The organism is Niabella sp. (assembly GCF_030150205.1).
Taxonomy (GTDB): Bacteria; Bacteroidota; Bacteroidia; order Chitinophagales; family Chitinophagaceae; genus Niabella.
This window is the reverse complement of sequence record NZ_JASLGT010000011.1, coordinates 303213-325070: the sequence shown is the minus strand read 5'-3', so window position 1 is coordinate 325070 and position 21858 is coordinate 303213. Positions and strand designations below refer to the sequence as shown.

Annotated in this window: 19 protein-coding genes; 16 read left to right on the top strand and 3 right to left on the bottom strand. The window is 48.0% G+C overall.

The window, feature by feature from the left end; translation table 11 throughout:
- Positions 1 to 23 precede the first annotated feature (23 nt).
- The 9 genes from Q1V85_RS11690 to Q1V85_RS11650 all read left to right on the top strand — a co-directional run bounded on the left by Q1V85_RS11690 (position 24) and on the right by Q1V85_RS11650 (position 11858).
- Complete coding sequence (locus tag Q1V85_RS11690; protein ID WP_300600093.1) at positions 24 to 1268, top strand: ATP-binding protein; 1245 nt, start codon at positions 24 to 26, stop codon at positions 1266 to 1268.
- A gap of 241 nt (positions 1269 to 1509) precedes the next feature.
- Complete coding sequence (locus Q1V85_RS11685) at positions 1510 to 2640, top strand: TlpA disulfide reductase family protein (protein WP_300600091.1); 1131 nt, start codon at positions 1510 to 1512, stop codon at positions 2638 to 2640.
- 63 nt (positions 2641 to 2703) lie between these two features.
- Positions 2704 to 3360, top strand: a complete 657-nt coding sequence (locus tag Q1V85_RS11680) for a class I SAM-dependent methyltransferase (RefSeq protein ID WP_300600090.1) — start codon at positions 2704 to 2706, stop codon at positions 3358 to 3360.
- A gap of 357 nt (positions 3361 to 3717) precedes the next feature.
- Positions 3718 to 4077 (top strand): hypothetical protein, encoded by a 360-nt coding sequence (locus Q1V85_RS11675; RefSeq protein ID WP_300600088.1) that lies wholly within the window; start codon positions 3718 to 3720, stop codon positions 4075 to 4077.
- Between the two features lie 74 nt (positions 4078 to 4151).
- Complete coding sequence (locus Q1V85_RS11670) at positions 4152 to 5351, top strand: vitamin K epoxide reductase family protein (RefSeq protein ID WP_300600086.1); 1200 nt, start codon at positions 4152 to 4154, stop codon at positions 5349 to 5351.
- A 342-nt stretch (positions 5352 to 5693) separates the two neighbouring features.
- On the top strand, positions 5694 to 7163 hold the full coding sequence (locus Q1V85_RS11665) for a DUF3375 domain-containing protein (RefSeq protein ID WP_300600084.1): 1470 nt from the start codon (positions 5694 to 5696) through the stop codon (positions 7161 to 7163).
- Between the two features lie 10 nt (positions 7164 to 7173).
- Entirely contained in the window at positions 7174 to 7764 is a 591-nt protein-coding gene (locus Q1V85_RS11660) for a DUF4194 domain-containing protein (RefSeq protein WP_300600082.1), read from the top strand.
- Entirely contained in the window at positions 7736 to 11119 is a 3384-nt protein-coding gene (locus tag Q1V85_RS11655) for an SbcC/MukB-like Walker B domain-containing protein (RefSeq protein WP_300600081.1), read from the top strand. The genes Q1V85_RS11660 and Q1V85_RS11655 overlap by 29 nt, the downstream gene beginning before the upstream one ends.
- Before the next feature lie 313 nt (positions 11120 to 11432).
- Positions 11433 to 11858 (top strand): Dabb family protein, encoded by a 426-nt coding sequence (locus Q1V85_RS11650; protein ID WP_300600078.1) that lies wholly within the window; start codon positions 11433 to 11435, stop codon positions 11856 to 11858.
- Between the two features lie 147 nt (positions 11859 to 12005).
- Here the strand turns inward: Q1V85_RS11650 and Q1V85_RS11645 are convergent, their stop codons facing one another.
- Positions 12006 to 12197 carry a hypothetical protein gene (locus Q1V85_RS11645; protein WP_300600076.1) on the bottom strand — a complete coding sequence of 64 codons (192 nt, stop codon included), beginning with the start codon at positions 12195 to 12197 and terminating at the stop codon, positions 12006 to 12008.
- Positions 12198 to 12538: 341 nt separating this feature from the next.
- Positions 12539 to 13399 (bottom strand): AraC family transcriptional regulator, encoded by an 861-nt coding sequence (locus Q1V85_RS11640; protein ID WP_300600074.1) that lies wholly within the window; start codon positions 13397 to 13399, stop codon positions 12539 to 12541.
- A 128-nt stretch (positions 13400 to 13527) separates the two neighbouring features.
- Here Q1V85_RS11640 and Q1V85_RS11635 point away from each other — a divergent pair, with 128 nt between their 5' ends.
- The 5 genes from Q1V85_RS11635 (at position 13528) to Q1V85_RS11615 (ending at position 18566) form a co-directional block, all read left to right on the top strand.
- Positions 13528 to 14289, top strand: coding sequence for an SDR family oxidoreductase (locus Q1V85_RS11635; protein ID WP_300600073.1), 762 nt, complete (start codon positions 13528 to 13530; stop codon positions 14287 to 14289).
- Positions 14290 to 14365: 76 nt separating this feature from the next.
- Positions 14366 to 15592, top strand: coding sequence for an enolase C-terminal domain-like protein (locus tag Q1V85_RS11630; RefSeq protein WP_300600071.1), 1227 nt, complete (start codon positions 14366 to 14368; stop codon positions 15590 to 15592).
- A gap of 16 nt (positions 15593 to 15608) precedes the next feature.
- Positions 15609 to 15950 (top strand): L-rhamnose mutarotase, encoded by a 342-nt coding sequence (locus tag Q1V85_RS11625; RefSeq protein WP_300600069.1) that lies wholly within the window; start codon positions 15609 to 15611, stop codon positions 15948 to 15950.
- A gap of 5 nt (positions 15951 to 15955) precedes the next feature.
- Positions 15956 to 17215 carry an L-fucose:H+ symporter permease gene (gene fucP / locus Q1V85_RS11620; RefSeq protein ID WP_300600068.1) on the top strand — a complete coding sequence of 420 codons (1260 nt, stop codon included), beginning with the start codon at positions 15956 to 15958 and terminating at the stop codon, positions 17213 to 17215.
- A 40-nt stretch (positions 17216 to 17255) separates the two neighbouring features.
- The gene (locus Q1V85_RS11615; RefSeq protein WP_300600066.1) at positions 17256 to 18566 is read left to right on the top strand and encodes an alpha-L-fucosidase; all 1311 of its coding nucleotides are present in this window, start codon (positions 17256 to 17258) and stop codon (positions 18564 to 18566) included.
- A gap of 299 nt (positions 18567 to 18865) precedes the next feature.
- On the opposite strand, the gene Q1V85_RS11610 is transcribed toward Q1V85_RS11615, so the two are convergent.
- Positions 18866 to 19564 (bottom strand): GntR family transcriptional regulator, encoded by a 699-nt coding sequence (locus tag Q1V85_RS11610; protein WP_300600065.1) that lies wholly within the window; start codon positions 19562 to 19564, stop codon positions 18866 to 18868.
- A gap of 189 nt (positions 19565 to 19753) precedes the next feature.
- Between Q1V85_RS11610 and Q1V85_RS11605 the strand changes: the two genes are divergently transcribed.
- Together Q1V85_RS11605 and Q1V85_RS11600 are read left to right on the top strand one after the other, a co-directional pair.
- Positions 19754 to 20659 (top strand): aldo/keto reductase, encoded by a 906-nt coding sequence (locus Q1V85_RS11605; protein WP_300600063.1) that lies wholly within the window; start codon positions 19754 to 19756, stop codon positions 20657 to 20659.
- A 15-nt stretch (positions 20660 to 20674) separates the two neighbouring features.
- Positions 20675 to 21847: a mandelate racemase/muconate lactonizing enzyme family protein gene (locus Q1V85_RS11600; RefSeq protein ID WP_300600061.1), complete on the top strand. Its 1173-nt coding sequence runs from the start codon at positions 20675 to 20677 to the stop codon at positions 21845 to 21847.
- Positions 21848 to 21858: the final 11 nt, after the last annotated feature.

The following is a 21858-nucleotide window of genomic DNA, read 5'->3' as shown; positions in this document are numbered from 1 at the left end:
TTCGTTTTATAAATTCGCCTTCAATGAACCCCGATCCGCTTATTATGGAAACCGCTCCCGATAAAAGATTGCAACGGTTGGTTAGTGTGGTGCAGGAGCTGTCACTGGCCCGTAACCTGGAAACTGTAACCCGTATTGTACGTACCGCGGCAAGGGCACTTACCGGTGCAGATGGCGCTACATTTGTATTGCGGGATAAAGACAAATGTTTTTATGTAGATGAAGACGCGATCAGTCCCCTGTGGAAAGGCAGCCGTTTCCCTATTGAAACCTGCGTAAGCGGCTGGGCCATGCTGAACCGGCAACCCGTTATTATTCCGGATATTTATAAGGACGATCGTGTACCCTCCGAAGCGTACCGGCCAACGTTTGTAAAAAGCCTGGTAATGGTGCCGATCCGTACAATGGATCCGATTGGCGCCATTGGTAACTATTGGGCAACGCACCACCATGCATCCGATGATGAGGCCCAGATTTTACAGTCGCTGGCCGATATTACGGCCGTAACATTGGAAAACGTACAGATGTATGCAGAGCTGGAAGAACGGGTGAAACTGCGGACGGCTGAACTGGAAGTTGCCAATAAACAACTGGAAGCTTTTTCCTACTCGGTATCGCATGATTTAAGAAGTCCCCTGGCCGGCATATTGGGCCTGGTACAGGTATTGCAGGATGAGTACGGCGTTCAGCTGGATGCCGAAGGGCAGGAACTTACGGGCCTGATTGAACAGAGTGTAATGAATATGACCCGTTTGATCGATAACCTGCTGGTGTTTTTCACCACTTCCAAAAAACAGTTAAGCAGTGTGCATGTTCCCATGAAGGAAATGGCCATCGAGTACTTTACAATGCTGAAAAGACAGGAACCGGCAGACCGCTCCTTCGAATTTTCTGTCAGTAACCTGCCGCATGCGCAGGTAGATGTATCCCTTATAAAACAAGTATGGCTCAATCTTTTAGGGAATGCCATAAAGTACAGCCGCAAAAAAAATAAAACGGTTATTGATGTCGGGTTCCTGGAAACACCGCGGGAGATCGTCTATTTTGTAAAAGATAAGGGCTGCGGTTTTGACATGACGCAGTATGATAAACTGTTCAGTGCTTTTCAGCGATTGCACAGCGAACAGGAATTTGAAGGCAATGGTATCGGGTTATCGCTGGTAGAGCGGATCATTGGCCGTTATAAGGGCCGGGTATGGGCAGAAGGAACACCGGGAGAAGGTGCTGCTTTTTATTTTTCATTACCCAGGACAGCGGCCTTCCCATAGAAAAAAGAACAATTATACCGTCCTATAAAACTGCTTTATAATATCGAAGCGGATCCGTATTTTTCAGTACTGTAGATCGGGCCGGCTTCAAAATCTTGCACCACAGATATCTTATATGTAGTATGTAGAGGTTTCCTGCCCAGATTAAACTGCCAGTAACAAAAAATAAACAAAGCCAGAACAATCCACAACTGGAGATCTTCCAATAACGTATATTTATAAACTTATAAAGATTCAATACATGAAACAGTTTTTTCTTTTGCTTGCGGCGTTTCCCCTTTGTGTTTTTGCACAAAAAGAAAAACCGGCGATCATAAAGGGACAGATACATACACCGGCGCCCCCTCAGATGCTTTATTTGATTCACTATGCTGACAAAAAAATGATCACCGACAGCACTGTTGCGGTGAACGGAAATTTTCAGTTCGCGGTTCCTATGAAAGAACCTTCGCTGGGATACCTGAGAGCAAAATTTGAAAGTCCGGAGAATGAAAAGAGCAAATACCGGTATGAGTTGCTGCCCCTGTTTTTGCAGCCGGGTATTACTGCGGTAACCATCCGTGATTCAGTAAAGCTGGCCACGGTAACCGGATCGGCCGCTCATAAGGAATTTGAACAGTATACCGCCCTGCAAAAACCATATAATGATGAGCTGATGAACCTGCGTCGCAGTTATATTGCGTGCAGGGAGAACAAAAACGAAACTGGCATGAAGCAGGCGGAGTTCCGGATGGACAGTGTATCGGACTATAAAAGGGAGCAGGTTGTGGCGCCCTACCTCGCAGCCCATCTGAAGTCGCCCATTGCATTGCATGTGTTAAGGGAATATGCCGGATACGACCTGGATCCGAATAAAATAGAACCGCTGTTTAAAAAATTACCTGCGGTAGCAAAGGCTTCTCCCGCCGGCTTGCTGATGAAGGAGAAGATCGAAAAAGCCAAAGCCACATCCATAGGTAATTTTGCACTTAATTTTACGCAGAACGATACCCTGGGGCAACCGGTAAGCCTGGCTTCTTTTAGGGGCAACTATGTGCTGCTCGATTTCTGGGCGAGCTGGTGCGGGCCCTGCCGTGCAGAGAATCCCAATGTGGTAAAAGCCTTCCAGCAGTATAAGGATAAAAATTTCAGGGTGTTGGGCGTATCACTCGACCGTACCGATGGAAAAGAAAAATGGCTGGAAGCCATTCACAAGGACGGGCTAACCTGGACGCATGTAAGCGACCTGAAGTTTTGGGACAATGCTGTTGCCCGGCAATATGGTATTGAAGCCATTCCTCAGAACCTGCTGCTTGACCCCAGCGGAAAAATCATTGCAAAGAATATCACCGGGGAGGAACTGCAAACGAAACTAAAAGAATTATTTCATTAATGGTTAAGGTAAAAGGAGGGATGGTCTTCCTGCACTGCATCTGTATAATACCGGGAAAAATATATGAGCGATAACGACGCGTTAAAAACACTGGCCGGACAGTTGCGGCAGCCCAGCGGGGCCATGGCTATAGAAGTAGCCGATATGATGCATGCTTCCAATATCGGTATGACCGTTGATGCCATCGACCGGCTCTCCATTACAGAAAACAGCCGTATCCTGGAGCTGGGACATGGGAACGGAAAGCATCTGCCGTACCTGCTGCAGCAAAAAGAAGGACTTGTTTATTACGGGCTGGACATTTCGAGGGAAATGAACCGGGAAGCAGGAACGGTCAACCAGGCTTTTGTAGCAAACAAACAGGCAATGTTTCAATTATACGACGGCCTGCACATTCCTTTTGTAGATAACTACCTGGACCGGATCTTTACGGTAAATACCATTTACTTCTGGCAGGATCCGGAACGGTTGCTGCTGGAACTGTACCGGGTATTAAAACCGGGAGGGCGGCTGAACATTACCTTTGCACAGGAACACTTTATGCAAATGCTTCCTTTTACAAAGTATGGCTTTACGCTTTACAACGACGAAAAAATTGCGCAGCTGATCAAAAAAAGTCCGTTTAAAATTACAGCGTCGGTAACCCAAACCGAAGCGATCGAAAGTAAAACCGGTGAGCGGTTCAGCAGGGATTTTACCACGGTTTCCGTGGAAAAATAATTTTCATTAATAAACAACACAAAAGAGCGCAGATCCGGAGCGGGTCTGCGCTCTTTTGTGTTGTTCCGTAAAATGAATGGCGAGCGCCTCCTGGTGTTTAAGAAAAGCATTGCTGCTTTTGCAAGCGCAGTCCTGATACAGGCCCGGCCCGGAAGTTTTTTTTAGAATCACCCAAATTGGCGACCCTCTGAATTTGGAAACCGGTCAGTCGCAGGAGTACCTTCGTTTTGGATATCCGCGATTCATTTAATCAAATTTAAAACGCCGGCAAATAGTTGCTGGTGACAAAACTTAAAAGTTTAACCAAAACGTATTCATCCGTTTCCGTACACTCTTTTATAACTAAAAAAAATTACAATGAAAAAATTAAGTATCCTGTTTGCAGCAGTTATTGCCGTGGCCGCGTTAACCATCAGCTGGAAAGCGGCTGTTAACAACGCTGCCGTGCATATTACGGATTTTACATGCGCATTTGCCGATGGCAATGGCAACCCCTTTTTTACTGACAACAGCGCTATTGTGATCACCAATAGCGGCAATGGCAATTTCAAATGTCAGGCATCCGGCGTGCCCAATTCAACCGGCAAAGCAGTCCGGTACGGCGGAGCAACCACCGGAGGATGGTGCTATACCCAGGCTGGTGCCACTGACGATTGGCAGGAAGTGATCAGTGCCGGCGGTCAGGCAACCCTGATCTGCAAGGTGCATCCAAACTAGTAAAATATTCGACATTTTGGAATAAGGCACCATATTACAGGTGCCTTATTTTTTGAGTATTAATCCATACCCACATGAAAAGAATGCTGGCAATAACAGGAGTTGCAATATTGGCCATATCGGGGGGCCTTATTTCCCGTTACCTTTTTTACAAACATCTGCACGCCGGCGGGCCCGATCTCTGCTCCGCTGTTTTTGGCAGCAGTTGCAATGGGGCGCTTACCAGCTCTTTTGCCGAAGTATTCGGTTTGCCCCTGGGAGGTTGGGGGATGCTGTATTATTTTGTACTGGGTTTGCTGTTCCTCGTTCCCCGGTTGTTTGGAAAGGCTTTTTTGCCCGGAAGTCGTTTTTTAATTTTTACGGTTACCTTCTGTAGTGTGGTCACCGGCTTGTTCTTTACCGGATTGATGCTCCGGCATCCCGCAATGTTCTGTCCCTTATGTTCACTGGTTCACGGGATCAATTTTCTGCTGTTTTTCTTGCTGATAAAAATAAATAGATATGGGTTCCCGCAGTTCTTCAGCAGTTTTAGCAGCCGTAAGCCTGTAAACGCCGGACCGGGCCGTTTCTGGAAGCCCTTTGGATTCCTGGTGGCCTTCTTTTTTGTACTATCGGCCTTTTGGGGACTAAAGGCACTGGCGCTTTCCGTAGCTGCCGCGCAAAAGGTCGATTTTAAAGCTGTACTGGCAGACTACGATCAACAACTGGTACGGAAAATTCCCCTTTTAAGGGAAGATGCAATGGCCGGTAATCCTTCAGGCCTTATGACCCTGGTGATCTTCACCGATTTTTATTGTCCCGTTTGCCGGGTCCTTTCTGCTGAAACGGAAACCATTGTGAAAGAATTCGGCAAGGAATGTTTGGTCGTATTTAAACAGTTTCCGCTAAACACCGATTGTAATCATTTCATCGACAAAAATGTGCATACCGGTGCCTGCGAGGCAGCCCTGGCGGGCCTGGCTGCGGCACAGCAGGGAAAATTTATAGAATATCACCGTATATGGCTTAACAGTAACAGTACCGAAACCATCAGCCCGGTAGAAGTGGCCCGGAAATGCGGTCTGCAAATACAGGCTTTTGATCTTTTCCGGGAAAGTCCGCTGGCAGAAACTGTTCTCCAGGCCGATATCCGGCAGGGAGCGGAACTGGGCATCGAGGGAACTCCCACCGTTTTTTTAAATGGCCGGCAAATAAAAGATACCCGTCCGGGAGTGGTACGGTCGGTTTTGATGAGGGAATTACAAGCCCGGGCCCGGAAGGCACCGGCTCAATAGTCTTCAATATGCCTTCATAATGTCTTAACTCCTGGCTTGGGAGAGCAGGACTTCATTTTCCGGAGCTCTGGTTCAATATGTCTATTTATTAATTAAATATAAATTTATCATTTAATTAATTATCAATTTTATAATTATATTTATATCTATTTTAAAATGATATTAATAAGATACCTTGAGATCACCTTTCTTGTTTATTTGATGCAGCAATCGGCTTTATAGCAAATCCATTCATTGCCGCTGCGTTGCAGGCCCCCGGGGCCCTCAATGTTCAGTTCTAAAATCTCGGCAGATTATCTTATTTTGCAGGCCCCCATTGTAAAGCGATGATTTTGTAGAGGTATGACAAGCGAGCAAATTGCGTTTTTAATTAATGCTTCACCGGCGCTGCAAATGTTACGGCTTCGTAACGCAGGCTGGGTGCTGCCCTTTTTATATACCGTTTTTAAGGAAAACCGCCGGATGGTGGTCCGGGAAGACCAGCTGGTGCCCTTGCTGGCGGAAACCCTGGGCGCCCATGCAGATGGTACGGAAGACTGGGAAGAGGCCCGGATCGATTTCGGGGAAGATGAAGAAAGCCGCAGCCGCAAATACCTGTTGAGCTGGGTGCAAAAAAGGATCCTGCAGGATTTTCCGGACACCGAAGGAAACACCAATTACCAGTTGAGCGCACATACGGAAAAAGTATTTCAATGGATGCAGAACCTGCAGCTGGGGCAGCACCATGTGGGTACGGAAAGCCGGTTTAAAATGTTGTTTTCTTCCCTGCGGGACATGGTGGAAAACACAGAAGACGATCGCGAACGCAAACTACAGATCCTGAAAGACCGGAAGGCCGAGATCGATAAAGAGATCCGGGCGCTGGAGCTGGGGGTAGCCCCACAGCGGTACAATAATGCGCAGGTACAGGAACGGCTTGACCTGTTTATTAAGCTTTGTTATGAACTGATCGGGGATTTCAGGGAAGTTGAAGATAATTTTAAACAGATCCATCGCAGCATTGTAGAGCAGCATACCCGCGCCGAGCAAAATAAAGGCGCCATTGTGGGCTTTGCCTTCGAATCCTATGATGCACTGCGCAGCAGTAACCAGGGAAAAAGCTTTTATGCTTTCTGGGACTTTCTTATTTCCCGCAGCGGACAGGAGGAATGGCGGCAATTGACCGAACAATTACTGTCCCTGCTGGATGACCGCCAGCTGGAGGCAGACACCGATTTCCTCCAAAACGTAAAATCGTTCCTGCTGGAGCAGGGGCGGTCTGTATATGATGCCAATGACCGGATGGCGGAAAAACTCAGCCGGATCATTACCGAAAAAGAAATTGCCCGGCACCGGAGGCTGCGTCAGCAGATCGGTGGCATCAAGGAGCTCATCTTTGAGCTGATGGAGGAAGAGCCCGTAACGGCCGGACTGGTGCTGGAAGAAGCTTCCGACATCCGGATGGTGATGGATCGTTCCCTGACGCTGGAAGCAAAAAAAACAGCCGGGGCCTTAAAACAACCCGCTGCGGCCGTGGAAAAGATCGCCGATATTGACCGGTTTAACCGGCTGCTGAATACCAGTTTTATTGATAAAAAGCAGCTTTGGAAAAAAGTAGAACAGGTGCTGGAACATAAACAAACGGCAACCTTAAAAGAGATCATTGAAGCCACACAGCTGGAGCATGGCCTGGCCGAAGTGATCAGTTATTATAGTTTTTTAAAAGAAAAATCAAAAAAGGTACAGGTGGTAGGCAACGCGGTAGAACTGATCCCGCTAAACAGCAATGCTGATAAGTTTGTGGAAGTACCTTATTTGTTATTTAGTAAATAGAAGCAATCGGATGGCTGAAAAAATACACACGTTTACGCCCGTATTCATTAAACTGCTAAAGGGACCTGTGGAGTATCTTGAAAAAAGTACCTGGGAAAAATTACAGCAGTACAAAGCGGAGCTCACTGCTTTTTTACAACGGCTGGGACTAACCCTGGTATTGGATGAGCAGGACGGCTATGCCTATATAAAGCACACCGTATCGGAAGAAGATGCCACCAGTGTAAGCTGGGTGCAGCGCCGGGCGCTGGCCTATGATGAAAGCGTAATGCTGGTATTGCTGCGGGATATGATGGCCGAATTTGAAGTAGGAGAGGCCACGCAGCGCGAATTGATCAAGAAACGAAGAGAGATAAAAGAATATGCCGAACTGTTCTTTAAAGAAAACGCCAGCAGGGTAAAAATGCTGAAGGACATTGACCGGCTCATTGAGCGGGCGGTGGAAAATGGTTTCCTGGAGCGTTCCGGTACACATGAAGTGGCGGATGAACAAAAATTCCGGATAAAAAAGCTGATCAAGGCCCGGGTAGACAGTGAAGTTTTAGAAGATTTTAAACAGCAATTAACAGCACATGCAGCTAAGCGTATTCAGCACGGATAATGAAAAGAGCGGCTTTCGCCTGCAGTATATGGAGGTTTTTAACTGGGGAACCTTTGATGAGCAGATCCATACCATTATGCCGGGCGGCGAAACCAGTTTGCTTACCGGATCTAACGGAAGCGGGAAAACCACCTTTGTAGATGCCCTGTTAACATTAATTGTACCGGAGAAAAAATACCGGTTTTATAACCAGAGCAGTGGCAGTGAAAAAAAAGGCGACCGTACAGAGGAAACCTATGTACTGGGTGGTTATGGCACCATTAATACTGAGAACGGCGTTACAAAAGCGCTTTACCTGCGGGAGAACCGGGAAGAAGCCTATAGCATCCTGCTGGCTAATTTTACCAACGAGGCGATGCAGGAAGTAACCCTGTTCCAGGTGCGGTACTTTAATAACGGGGATATGAAGCGCGTGTTTGGTGTGGCCCATAAAAGTCTGCATATTGAAGAAGACTTCAAACCCTTTGACCTGGGTAATGCCTGGAAGCGCCGGTTGGATCAGCAATACAATAAAGGAAGCCGGAAACAGGTAGAATGGTTTGATGCGGCCAGCAAATATGCCTATCGCCTGGTAGATGTGCTGGGAATGCAGAGCATACAGGCGCTTACCCTCTTTAACCAAACGGTAGGGATCAAAGTGCTGGGCAACCTGGATGATTTTATCCGCACCCATATGCTGGAACCCCGGGATATGGAATCCCTGTTCCAGGAACTGAAAAAACACCTGGCTACCTTGCTGGATGCCCAGCGGAATATTGAGAAAGCAGAGGAGCAGATCCGGCTGTTGCAGCCCGTACAGGAACATTATGCAGGATTCAGAAACTTGCAGGCCCGGCAACAGGAAGTACAAAAAGCCCTGCATACGGCCGCAGCATGGAAAGGGTATACCCAGGACTTATTGTTACAGCAGGCGTTGGAAGAAGCCCGCGCCGGCATTAAAGAACTGGAAGAAAAAACAACAGCGGCAAGAGCGGGTATTGATGCGCTGCACGAAGAAGAGCGCATTACCCGCAACCAGATCGATCAGAACCAGGCGGGTCAGCGTTTAAAACAACTGGAACAGGAGCTGCAGGCATTGCAGGCCAAAAGAGCGGCCGCAGAAGAAAACCTGGCACTATTTACAGAATGGTGTACCACGCTGCACCTGGAAGACAAAACGGCTTCTGATGAGGAGGGATACAAACGGGTACTGAAGGAAGCCGGTCACGCTACACAGCGGCTCGAAAAAGAAAACCGGCTGAATGAGACCGATGATTTTGACGCCAGGAACCAGCATAAAAAAGCCGGCGAGGCAAAACAGAAACTGGAAGAGGAACTAAACATCCTGCTGCATAGTAAAAGCAATATTCCGGCACACCTGGTACAGGTTCGGCGGCAATTATGTGCCGCACTGAAGCTGGATACGACCGAACTGCCTTTTGCGGGTGAGCTGATGCAGGTGAAACCCGAAGAACAGGACTGGCAGCCGGCAATTGAAAAACTATTATATGCATTTTCACTGCGGCTGCTGGTACCGGATCAATATTATAAAAAAGTAACCCGTTACCTGAACCAGACCAATACCGGAACCCGGCTGGTATATTACCGGGTGCTGGATACCCTTCAAATGATTGCCGAAGACGATACGGTATATCATAAACTCGATTTTCATCCGGAACACCCGCTTTCCGGCTGGGTGCAGCAACAGGTGATCCAACAGTTCTCTTATACCTGCCTGGAAGATGAAAAACCTATGGAGCGCTATGATAAGGCGATCACCCTGAACGGACTGATCAAAAACCGCGACCGTCATGAAAAGGATGACCGGCCGGGTAGCAATGATGCAGGACGTTATGTAATGGGCTGGAATAATGAAAGCAAGAAGGAAGCGTTGATCCGCGACCGGAATAAATTAGCCGATGAACTTTCCAATACGGCGGAGATCATTGAACGCTGCCGTAACCGGGCTGCCCGGCTGCAGAAGCAATTTTATGCGCTGAACCGCTTGCAGGAGCATAGTGGTTTTGCCTTGCTGGACGTAGCGGGTATTCAACGGAATATTCATAAAACAGAGGAGCAGCTGAAAGCATTGGGTAAAAGCAACAACCAGTTGCAGGAATTGACGGCACAGCTGGAAGAGATTGTCCGGCAGCGCCAGGAAGTACAGAAAAACTGGGAGCTGGCGGCCCAGGCCAAAACAACCCTGCAAAACAGCAGTGCAGCCATGGAGCAGCAGCGGGAACAGTTGCAATTACTGTTACAGCATATTACCGAAACAGATAAAGAAGCCCTGCTTCAGTTTCAGCAGCAGCATGCCAACATCCTGGCTGTAGTAACCCTCGAAAACATGGAAACGGTATATGCGCAGTTCAGAACACAACTCGAAAACGAAACACAGGAGGTACAGCGGTTATTGCATAAGGAGGAAACCCATTTAAACCGCAGCATCAGCCAGATCAAAAATCCATCTCCGGCCTTGCTGCAGCGTTTTCCTGACTGGTATAGCGATGTACAGTTCCTTCCGGAAGAAGCGGAACATGCGGAGGAATTTAAAGAATGGCTGGACAAGCTGACCAGTGAAAATCTTCCGAAGTACCGCAAGGATTTTGAAAACTTTGTCAACGATACCATTACTTATAAGATCGGAGGACTGAATGAGGAAATGGAAAAATGGGAGCGGGAGATCAATAATAGTGTAAACAAGCTGAACCAGTCACTGGGTGGTATCAACTTTAACAAGCTCCCGGATACCTATATCCAGCTGGGGAAACGAAAGGTACAGGACGCTACGGTAAATGCGTTCCGCAATGCCTTGCTGGATGCCTTACCGCAGGCGGCCAACTGGCAGCAAAGCAGTTTCGAAGATAAGGCAACGCATTTCCGCCAGAAAGTGCAACCGCTGATCGATAGCCTGGATGAAAGCGAAACCTACCGGGCAAGGGTGATGGATGTACGGAACTGGTTCGAATTCTGGGCCGACGAAAAGTACCGGAATACCGGGGAGCTTAAAAAGACCTATCGCCAGATGGGACAGCTGTCTGGCGGGGAAAAGGCCCAGCTTACCTATACCATCCTTTGTAGCGCTATTGCCTACCAGTTTGGTATTACCCGCGAAGGAAAGAACAGTCGCAGCCTGCGGTTTATTGCAGTAGATGAAAGCTTTAGTAACCAGGATGAGGATAAAGCTACTTACCTGATGGAACTGTGTAAACAATTACACCTACAATTACTGGTGGTGACCCCCAGCGACAAGATCCAGATCGTACAGGATTATATTGCCCATGTGCACTTAGCACAGCGGGTAAACAACCGGCATAGCATTATGTATAATATGACCATTAAAGAGTTGCAGAAACAGATGAAGAAGGCGTCTTAGTTTGGTTTGGTTCCAGGTTTAAAGTTTCACGTTAGATTACGTTTCTTACTTGATGTTCTGTCAGCAGGCCCGCATCGCCCGCATGCTGGGAGCACACCGGGAGTTGTTACTATAAACCAGATGTATAAAACCCTGCAATAACCGCTTATATGATGTATAGGGAATCAATGAAGCTTTTCCTTCGTTACCCTTGTTCAAGGTTTCCATTTGGAGCCTCTGCTTTACAAGACGCATCTGCAAAGCAGTGTCATCATTGCACCGGCTTTCCGTATCTTTATGCGATCACATCGGTTGATCATTTTAAATACAGCATATGCAGCATAAAAACAAGCGTACGCATACCCGGAGACGATTTATAAAGAATGCAGCAGTACTGGCGGCTTCACCAGCGGTCATAAGCCAACATCCGGGAGCACCGCGGCAACAGGTTATTCATCATGTGTTCTTCTGGTTAAAAAATCCGGATGCTGAGGCCGATAAGAACGCCCTGATCACCGGTTTAAAAACGCTGAAAGCCATTCCGCAGGTGCGGCAGCTGCTTATTGGTACGCCGGCCTCCACCGTAAAACGGGAGGTTGTTGATAATAGTTTCCAGGTTTCTGAGCTTATGTACTTTAACAACACGAAGGATCAGGACGATTACCAGGTACATCCCCTGCATAAAGCCTTTGTAGAAAAATACAGTCACCTCTGGGAGCGGGTAGTGGTGTACGATATGATCACAGACGGCACTGTCTAGATATATTGTCACTAAGACACAAAGACACACAAAGAAGAGAACTTAATCTTAATGGCTCTTCGTGCCTTTGAGCCTTCGCGGCGAACACCTGGTCCATTGTGTCGTTACGTGAAATAGAAACCCGCAGGTATTTATGTTTCGGATATATTAATTGCTGGCACTGATGGCCGCAACCTTATGAATATGCAGCCATTCGCGGAATTCCTCCGGGCGTTCCGGTGAAAAATGAATGATCTCTCCCGATTTAAGCAGGATCGTAAAAAAGCCGGAAGATTCCACAAATTTGTTCAGCTGTGCATGGCCGTATTCAAATTCTGGAAATAAAGCAGCAATGTTCATATTAAAACTGTTTAACCAGGCACTATGCCCCGGAATGTGTTAAATACTCCACATAAAAGTATCAAAATATCCTGCATAAAAAACAACCCGGAGTCCCCGGCAAATTTCCTGGGGACAAAAGGTGGAAATCTTTCGGTTGTAAAAAGAAAACAGCCGCCTGGCTAAACGTGTTGGCTGTATAAACCCCGGGCAATTGTTGCCGGGATCCGGCAGTAAATAATGAATGAGCTTACAGCAGTTACAGGAGCTGCGCCTCAAAGACCATGACGAACCAATTATCTGCAAATACAATCTGCGCATCTGTGGCAATAAGATATTGCATTGGCACCGGGTCAGCCATCCTATGTATGAATAAGCTTCCGGTATTCGTTGGGTTGAATATGCTTCATTTTTTTAAACAGCCGGTTAAAATGGGTAATATTATTAAACCCGCTTTCATAGCAGATCTCTTTGATACTTTTCTGACCTTCAGATAATAGTTTACAGGCATGACCGATCCGCAGTTCTGCAATAAACTGCGTATAACTTTTCCGGGTGCAGGATTTAAAATACCGGCAAAATGAATTCACCGTAAGGTTAGTGATCGCAGCAACCTCTTTGATATAAATTGTAGACTTAAAATGTTGAAGGGTATAATTATAGATCTTATTGATACGCTCCGATTGGGTAAATGGATTGTTGCTTTGATGAGCGGAGGAAATGGTACCGGCTTTTTTACATTCAGAAAGACAGATCAGCAGCTCCAGGAGAAGGACTATTCTTTTGGTATCTGTGGCGGCGATCAATTCCGTAAGAAGCCCTTTGGCTGCTTCGGCCTTTGCACCCCGGAGTATTAATCCTTTCTTACTCTTATCCAACAGGGCTGCGATCTTTTGATTTTCCGGTATAGTCAAAAAATCCTTACCCCAGAAATCCTCACGGAACTGCGTTAGTTCAATATAAGATTTTGCCGGGACCTCCGAGGTATATAAGCTGTCAAACTTCCAGTAATGTGGCAGATAGCTGCCAATAAATACCAGGTCGCCGCTTTTGAAATGATGGATACCATCCCCTGCAAACAGCGTACCACCACCTTTTATCACATGGATCAGCTCAAACTCCGGGTGGTAATGCCAGCTGTTACTCTTATACGACTTACTGTCGGACCTTGCGCTGAACGAGATCGCCGGACCGGATGTGATTTTAAGAAGAATGGGTTTCATACCTAAAGATATTCCTTTGTTGGCCAAAAATAAACCATTTATGTTAAAATAGTGTAGGTAATGGCACATACAATGCGGCCTTTGCTGTGGATTATTTTATTTCTTTGTTGTGAAGAACGAAAGTTGCCATGGTATTATCAAATAAAGTGATTGTTGTTACAGGCGGGGCCAGCGGTATCGGTTATGAATGTGTAAAAGCCTATACAAGGGAAGGCGCGCGGGTGGCGGTACTGGATGTACAGCGAGGCGCCATTGAACGGTTAGGAGAAGAAACCGGTAAGGCACATTTGTATTTGCATTGCGATGTGTCTGACGAAGCGCAGGTGAAAACAGCGGTTGCGCAAATTGAACAGCATTACGGAGTGATCGATTGCATCCATAATAATGCGGGCATTGCAGCTCCGGCCAAACCGCTGCATGAAACCACGGTTGGCGAATGGCAGGCGCTGATGCAGGTAAACGTATTCAGTATCTATTTAACCACCCGGTATGCACTTGCCGCACTGCAGCGATCGAAAGGGTGTATTTTAAACACAAGCAGTATGGTAGGAAGTATGGGGCAGGCCAATCACGCAGCTTATACAGCTACCAAGGGGGCTGTGGATGCGCTTACCAAATCGATGGCGCTGGATTATGCGGCCGATGGCATCCGGGTAAATGCAGTGGCTCCGGCCGGTGTATGGACGCCGTTGCTGCGGGAATGGGCAACGGAGCAACCCGATACGGCGGGTATTGAAACCTACCTGGATGGAATCCACGCCCTGGGCTATTGTCCCGAAGGCGATGTGATCGCAGATGCCTGTGTATACCTGGTTTCCGAAAAAGCACGGTTTATAACGGGATGCATCCTGCCTGTGGGCGGGGGCGCCGAACTGGGGTACCGGCGGTAAACGAAATAGAGGTATCCGTCAAAGTGCGACGGTTCATACAGGTGTTATTTTTATTAAACATTGACAGGACTAATATATGATTCGGGATATAGCGATTAAAGACAGACGATTTCCATTATCGGGGGGAGCCGGCAGCGATGCGGTGCACCGGAATCCGGTTTATTCATACGCGGTTACGGAACTGGTAGATGACAGCGGTATAAAAGGTACCGGTTTCGCCTTTACACTTGGAGCCGGGAACGAGCTGGTATGTAAGGCCGCAGCATTTTATGCGCAGGCATTAAAGGGATCGGATATTGAAGCGATCATGTCAGACTTTGGCAACTGGTTCAATCGCTTGTCTAACGAGCAGCAGTTCCGTTGGCTGGGCCCGCACAAAGGCATTGTACACCTGGCCCTGGCATCCGTAACCAATGCCTGTTACGATCTGTGGGCGCAGAAAAGAGGCGTGCCGCTCTGGAAGCTGCTGACCGATCTGAGCCCGGAACAATTGGTAGCCACGCTGGACCTGAGCTACCTGGAAGATGAATTAAGCCGGGAGGAGGCCATAGCCCTTATCCGGGAGCAGGAAGTAACCAGAACCCAACGGGAGCCCATTTTAAAAACGGGATATCCCGGGTATGATACCTCTGTGGGATGGTTTAATTATGACGATGAACAGATCCGTGAAAACTGCCACCGGGCGATCAATAACGGCTTTTCCGCCCTGAAGTTAAAAGTAGGATCGGCGGATGCGGAACGGGATATCCGGCGGGCACATATTGTAAGAGCAACAGCCGGCGATGCGGTAAAAGTAATGCTGGATGCCAATCAGCAATGGACCCTGCCCCAGGCCTTACAGATCTGCAGTTCCCTGAGTGCTATGAAACCCTACTGGATCGAGGAGCCCACACATCCGGACGATATTGCGGCGCATCGCATGCTGGCAAGGGCTATTGCGCCGGTACCACTGGCCATTGGAGAACATGTGCCCAACCGGGTGATCTTTAAAAACTACCTGCAGGCAAAATGCGTGGGCTTTATCCAGGCCGATGCCGTTCGGCTGGGAGGCGTAAGTGAATTCATTACCGTTAGCCTGCTTTGCCGCAAATATGGCATCCCCGTGGTACCACATGTAGGCGATATGGGACAGCTGCATCAGCACCTGGTACTGTTTAATCATATAAAACTGGGACATGAAGCACTGTTCCTGGAACATATCCCGCATTTGAAAAAAGCGTTTTTACATCCTGTAAGGATTGAAGACGGTAACTATAAAACGCCGCAGGAGCCGGGTAGTTCCTGCGCACTGGTAGAACCATAAAAACAATAAAGCTGGTATGAAACGTTTTTGTTTAACATTGGATCTGAAGAATGACCCGGAGCTCATCCGTCAATATGAGGCCTATCACCGGGCAGACCAGGTATGGCCGGAAATTATCGGCGGGATCCGGAGTTGTGGGATCTATACAATGGATATTTACCGGGCAGGGAACCGGTTGGTGATGATCCTGGAAACAACAGACGGTTTTGAGCTGCAAGCCGGCTTTGAGGCCATGGCGGCCCTGCCACGGCAGCAGGAATGGGCCCGGCTGATGGATACCTTTCAGCAACGGCTGGCTTTTGCAAAACCGGATGAACACTGGGTGGAAATGAAACAGATTTTTAAGCTTTATAACTGATCAGCGTGCCTGTATCCTCCATATCAAAACCCGCCCGGTTCCTGGTGCCACTGTGCATTGTAATGAGCCTGATGTTCTTCTGGAACATGAGCCGGAACATCAATGACATATTGATCCCGCATTTAAAACGTGCCTGCCAGCTAAGCGATTTCCAGTCTTCCCTGGTACAATCGGCCTTCTTTGGCGCTTATTTCTTGCTGGCCATTCCGGCTGGCATGTATATTCATCGCAAAGGATACAAGGCCGGAATGGTTACCGGGTTGTTGGTGGCCGCGGCCGGGGCAGCGTTGTTTTACCCCGCTGCAGAGATCCGTTATTATCCTTTGTTCCTGGGTGCGCTCTTTATCATGGCGGCAGGATTTACGTTCCTGGAGGTAACAGCCACACCCTATATTTCCAAACTGGGCGATCCTGCTGAAGCATCCAGCAGGCTTAGCTTATCCGCAGCGGTAGGCTCTGTAGGCGCTACGGCAGCACCCTATATCGGAGCACTGCTCCTGTTGCATAAAGAAGACATTCCGGAAACGGTGATCCGCACCTATTCCGCAAGTCAGTTGCAAAACTTCCTGGCTGCTGAGGCCAATCTTGTGAAACTGCCCTATGTTTCACTGGCATTGCTATTTCTCATAATGGCGGTGGTATTACTGTTTATAAAACTTCCGCCCATCCGGGATGAAGTTACCGGAAAACATTCCTTTAAAGATATTCTTAATTATCCGCACTTATTGCTGGGCGTAGGGGCTGTATTTTGTTATGTAGGGGCTGAGGTAGGAATCGTGAGTTTTATGATCCGGTATGCGCAGTCGCTGAAATTGCCCGGTCTCACACAACAAAAGTCGGCATTGTTTATTTCATTATTTATGGGCCTGGTATTAGCTGGCAGACTGGGAGGCGCTTATATACTACGGAAAGCAGCTGCATCACGGATGTTAGTCATTTCGGCGGGAGGGGCCTTCCTGCTGGTGATAACGGCCATACTGGTGAACGGGTACGGATCGCTGTTCCTGTTATCGATGGTTGGCTTGCTGACCTCCATCATGTACCCGGTTATTTTTACCTTAAGCATCAACGGGCTGGGAAACCATACAAAAACAGCATCCTCCTTATTGATCATGGGCATTGTAGGCGGGGCATTAATTCCTCCGGCGATGGGGCTGATTTCAGACAACGTGGGCATTAGCTGGGCATTTATTTTTCCGGCGCTCTGTTATGTATACGTATTGTATTTTGCAATAAAAGGATACCGGGCACCGGTCCGGAAATAACAAATAGTAACGGCAATTGATATAATTTAAAATGGTACAAATGATAAAACAAATACAACTGATCGGTTTGCTGATCCTGCTAAGCAGTAGCCTTTTAATAGCACAGCAAGAGGTTCCTTACAGTTCCATCAGCAAAAAGACCATGGAGGGATTTATGGACAAACGGTTTGGCATGTTCATTCATTGGGGACCGGTTACGCTGCGCGGAACAGAGATTGGCTGGTCGCGTAACCATGGGGTGTCGCAAAGCGATTATGATAACCTGTATAAGAAATTTGACCCGGTATCATTTGATGCAGATGCATGGGTAAAAACCGCCCGTGATGCGGGAATGAAATACCTGACCATTACCGCAAAACATCATGATGGTTTTTGTCTCTGGCCCACAGCCTATTCAGACTACAATATCATGAATACACCCTTTAAAAAGGATGTGGTAGGGGCATTGGCAAAAGCCTGTAAAAAATATAAGATCAAATTCTGTATCTACTATACCGTGCTGGATTGGTACGACCGCCGTTATCCGCTGCATAACGATGGCAACACGGTACCGGATCCCAAAGCGGATATGCAGCAGTTTGTGCAATACATGAAAAACCAGTTGACCGAGCTGGTGACCAATTACCATCCCTATATGCTCTGGTTCGACGGAAACTGGGAGGCTCCCTGGACAGCAGCACATGGCCGGGATATATACGATTTTTTACGAAAACTGGATCCGGAAGTGATCATCAACAACCGGCTGGGAAAGGGTACGCATGAAGTGATGAGCGCTGCAACAACCGGTGATTATGCCACACCCGAACAAAAGGTTGGTGGCATCAATATGACAGATCCCTGGGAGTCCTGTATTACACTTTGTACACAATGGGCCTGGAAGCCCGGCGATGCCATGAAATCATTACAACAGTGTATCCGCACCCTGGCCAGCACCGCCGGTGGAAATGGCAATCTTTTATTAAATATCGGCCCGATGCCGGATGGTCGCATCGAAGAACGGCAGGCTGCACGCTTACGTGAAATGGGCAGCTGGTTAAAGAAATACGGTGCGTCCGTTTACTCAACAAAAGGCGGACCTTTTTTACCGGACAGTGTACTGGCCGCTACCCGTAAGGGCAATAAGATCTATATACATCTTTTTCAAAAACCTGCGGGACCGCTGAAACTGCCGGCGGTGCCGGGTCTCCGGGTAAAGAAAGCATATTTTTTGCAGGGGGATAAAGTCCCATTCCGACTGGAACAGGAACAGCTCATCCTGTCCCTTCCGCAGCAGCTGCCAGATGAAAATGATGCGGTGCTGGTATTGGAAATGGATAAGAATGCTGAGTCTGTTCCGCTGATCCGGAAGTAAATATATCATTGCGCATATAAAAACATAGCCGCTCTTACCCTGACTTTTATGCAGGTCGGCAACACCTTCAGGCAGCTAAAACCGTTGATACAGGAAATAATGTCAATGGTTTTCAGGTAAATCTTACCAGTAAATTTATGCCCGGTCAGTGAGGATACCGCCCGTGGCGCAGGCCATGGTTTGTACTTCTGCAAACCATTAATAAACAATCATTTTAATAAAATAGATACCAGCCTGTTATTATAGTGCTTAAAGATGTATACAATCATTACTGACAGCTCCGGTCAAAAGGCCGTCCGTCATTTACCGGTACCATTATATACCGTTACCAGTGCAGCGGGGAATGCATCCGTTACATAAATATACCGTTTACGCACCAGGAGCGGTAAGCCCGGTACCGTTTCCAGTTTTGCGGCAAGGAAAAGATCGGCGACAACCGTATGCAGCGTTTCCTGTGTTTTTTCGATACTCAGCCGGCAGCCTTTTTCAAGGATTTCGGAGAGTGGCAGGTTGAAGTTCTCCGAAGCAGAAACCGGAAGCACCGGATTGAATTCGGTAATGGTATATTCAGGCGGTGATTCCGTTGTGCCGCTCAGCCGTTCCTGTCGCACTACTTTAACAGGAGTATTGATTCCAAAAAAGAGCAGGGCTTCATTGGATACAGTGGTATAGGATACGTGCAGCTCAAAATGGTGATGACCGGTATCAGGTTCCGTTGCCTGCATGGCAGCCTGTAGTGCAGCGGTAAGTACCGGCTTGTTGCCGGATACACAGGTGCCCTTTCTTTTTTTTCGCACCAGCAGGCCTTCAAACACCAGCTTACTGATGGCCTGTCGCAACGTACTGCGGGATATACAGAGCTGCTGGGCCAGCCGTACTTCGGGAGGAATAGGAAGGCCTTTCTGATATGCTTCCCCGCGGATCAGTTGGCGCAGCCATTCTTCTGCCTGTTGATGAAGTGGCACTATACTATTATGGTCAAGGGGTTGTTGGTACACCAGCCGATTCATTTTAAAAATGCAGTTAAACAAATACATCTACCGGAACGGTTCATGTATAACACAAAAGTATAAGGCTAAAAAACACCATCAAACAAAAAGCAAAATAACATAGGAAATAAGCAATATAGGAATGGGCCTGTCCTGTAAAATGAAATAGCTTTACGCAGCTAAACAAATTGATGGCATATGAATGAATGGAGCAGCGAAACAGGCATGTTACAACGCTATGTGCTGGGAACGGCCGGTCTGGGGGGCGTTTGGGGCCCTGTTGATCCCGGAACTTCGGTGCATACGATCATCCAGGCACTGGAAGCAGGCATCCCGGCCATTGATACGGCTCCGGCCTATGGAGATGGGGAGGCTTTTGTGGGCCAGGCATTGCAGCAGTGGAAGGGTCCACGTCCGCAGATCAGCACCAAGGTGGGACGCCTGAAAAGCTATACCTCCGATCAGGGCATTTATGATTATACGCCGGGTGGTATGGCCCGCAGCGTGGATCTTAGTCTGAAGACCCTGGGACTGTCAGACCTTGATGTGTTGTTCCTCCATGAACCCGCAGCCATTCCTGCAGCGGAAATAGAACCGGCCGTTTTAAAAATGGAGGAATTGAAACGGAACGGTTATGCAAAGCAGATCGGGTTGGGCGGAAATTATCCGGCTTCATTTCACCGCTACCTCGATGCCGGTATTTTTGATGTGGTGATGGAATTTAACCGGCTCAATGCCTGTACCATCGACGCACTGAACAGTTCTTTGCCCGAATGTAGCCAGGGGAATAGGGCATACTGGGCGGCCAGTCCGTTACATATGGGATTACTGGGCAACCGGTTCGAATCTTTTACCCGCAACCGTCCGCAGTGGCTGGAGCAAAAATACGTGGACGCCGCATCCTGCGTACATAAAATAGCAATGAAGAACCAGCGTTCATTGCCTTCGCTGGCACTCCGTTTTTTACAGAATATTCCATTCGATTTCCGCATCGTTATCGGGCCCTCAAATCCCGGGGAGCTCGGCGAATGCCTTACGGCAATGCGGGAGGGACCGCTCGAAAACAGCATCTACAAGGAAATTACAGCATATATTAAAGAATAGCATTAACCAATAACAATGGATCAGATCGATAATGAAGTGTTTCGGATCACCCGTGCCCAAATAAGGGTATTGGAACCCGTGGCTACCGTTACACCCTTCCAGGATGCTACCATGGGCCCCTTTAATCATTTTGGGCTTTCCATCCTTACCCTTGAAGACGAGGACGGCAATACAGGCGAGGCTCCTGTATTCAATACCTATATGAATATCCTGGAGAAATGCCTTTTTCCCATACTGTTTCACTCGGGCAATCTGCCCTACAAAAAGTTATATACCCTGTTGTACTGGTCCATCCGTAACGAGGGATTCCGCGGACAGGCGGCCGCGTTACTGGGGCAGCTGGATATGGCCCTGCATGACCTGGTAGCCCGACGAAAGCGGTTACCCCTGTACCGCTATTTAAACGGAAACCGGAACTCGGTCCGTATGTACGGCAGCGGCGGCGGTACCAATTACAGTTTAAAACAACTGGAAACGGAGATTAGCCGGTTCCTGGAGATGGGGGCGGATTGTATAAAGATCAAGATCGGCAGCAATTTTGGCACCGGCATGGCTGAAGATATTGAGCGGGTCCGGTTTGTGCGGCAACTGATCGGCAGCCATATACAACTGGCCGTGGATGCCAACCAGATCTGGACATTGGATCAGGCACTTGATTTTGTAAACAAAGTAGCAAGCCTGGATATTGCCTGGCTGGAGGAGCCCATCCATTCCGCAGCATATGCCGAAATTGAACAGCTTTGCAAAAGGTCTTCCATAAAAATAGCTTATGGAGAATCCGAACGCACGGCAAAAATGTTCCCTGCACTGGTGAATGCCGGTGTGGCACATTTGCAGCCCGTGCCCACACAGCTGGGAGGTATACAGGAGTGGCAGGATGTGCGCGATCTGGCGAGGAAACACCAGCTCGATTTTTCATCAGGGGGCTATTCGCTTTATACGGCTTCGCTGCTCACAACGGCACCGGAAGAATGGCCGGTAGAATACCTCTATGCCATTATGTATGGACTGGAGCAGTATTTTATGGTGCAGCCGCAATGGAAGAACGGCCGGTTCCTGTTGCCGGATATCGAAGGACTTCCGTTACGGATCGATTGGGATTACTGGCAACGGAAGGATAAATTGATCATGCACCGCACCTGGACAAAGGACGACGTTAAAAAATATGAGCCTGCAGTAAATATGTAGGTCGCTAAAAA

Excerpts from the sequence above, each read along its gene's own strand:
- Q1V85_RS11690 (WP_300600093.1), top strand. The coding sequence starts at position 24 with ATGAACCCCGATCCGCTTATTATGGAAACCGCTCCCGATAAAAGATTG.
- Q1V85_RS11685 (WP_300600091.1), top strand. The coding sequence starts at position 1,510 with ATGAAACAGTTTTTTCTTTTGCTTGCGGCGTTTCCCCTTTGTGTTTTT.
- Q1V85_RS11680 (WP_300600090.1), top strand. The coding sequence starts at position 2,704 with ATGAGCGATAACGACGCGTTAAAAACACTGGCCGGACAGTTGCGGCAG.
- Q1V85_RS11675 (WP_300600088.1), top strand. The coding sequence starts at position 3,718 with ATGAAAAAATTAAGTATCCTGTTTGCAGCAGTTATTGCCGTGGCCGCG.
- Q1V85_RS11670 (WP_300600086.1), top strand. The coding sequence starts at position 4,152 with ATGAAAAGAATGCTGGCAATAACAGGAGTTGCAATATTGGCCATATCG.
- Q1V85_RS11665 (WP_300600084.1), top strand. The coding sequence starts at position 5,694 with ATGACAAGCGAGCAAATTGCGTTTTTAATTAATGCTTCACCGGCGCTG.
- Q1V85_RS11660 (WP_300600082.1), top strand. The coding sequence starts at position 7,174 with ATGGCTGAAAAAATACACACGTTTACGCCCGTATTCATTAAACTGCTA.
- Q1V85_RS11655 (WP_300600081.1), top strand. The coding sequence starts at position 7,736 with ATGCAGCTAAGCGTATTCAGCACGGATAATGAAAAGAGCGGCTTTCGC.
- Q1V85_RS11650 (WP_300600078.1), top strand. The coding sequence starts at position 11,433 with ATGCAGCATAAAAACAAGCGTACGCATACCCGGAGACGATTTATAAAG.
- Q1V85_RS11645 (WP_300600076.1), bottom strand. The coding sequence starts at position 12,197 with ATGAACATTGCTGCTTTATTTCCAGAATTTGAATACGGCCATGCACAG.
- Q1V85_RS11640 (WP_300600074.1), bottom strand. The coding sequence starts at position 13,399 with ATGAAACCCATTCTTCTTAAAATCACATCCGGTCCGGCGATCTCGTTC.
- Q1V85_RS11635 (WP_300600073.1), top strand. The coding sequence starts at position 13,528 with ATGGTATTATCAAATAAAGTGATTGTTGTTACAGGCGGGGCCAGCGGT.
- Q1V85_RS11630 (WP_300600071.1), top strand. The coding sequence starts at position 14,366 with ATGATTCGGGATATAGCGATTAAAGACAGACGATTTCCATTATCGGGG.
- Q1V85_RS11625 (WP_300600069.1), top strand. The coding sequence starts at position 15,609 with ATGAAACGTTTTTGTTTAACATTGGATCTGAAGAATGACCCGGAGCTC.
- Q1V85_RS11615 (WP_300600066.1), top strand. The coding sequence starts at position 17,256 with ATGATAAAACAAATACAACTGATCGGTTTGCTGATCCTGCTAAGCAGT.
- Q1V85_RS11605 (WP_300600063.1), top strand. The coding sequence starts at position 19,754 with ATGAATGAATGGAGCAGCGAAACAGGCATGTTACAACGCTATGTGCTG.
- Q1V85_RS11600 (WP_300600061.1), top strand. The coding sequence starts at position 20,675 with ATGGATCAGATCGATAATGAAGTGTTTCGGATCACCCGTGCCCAAATA.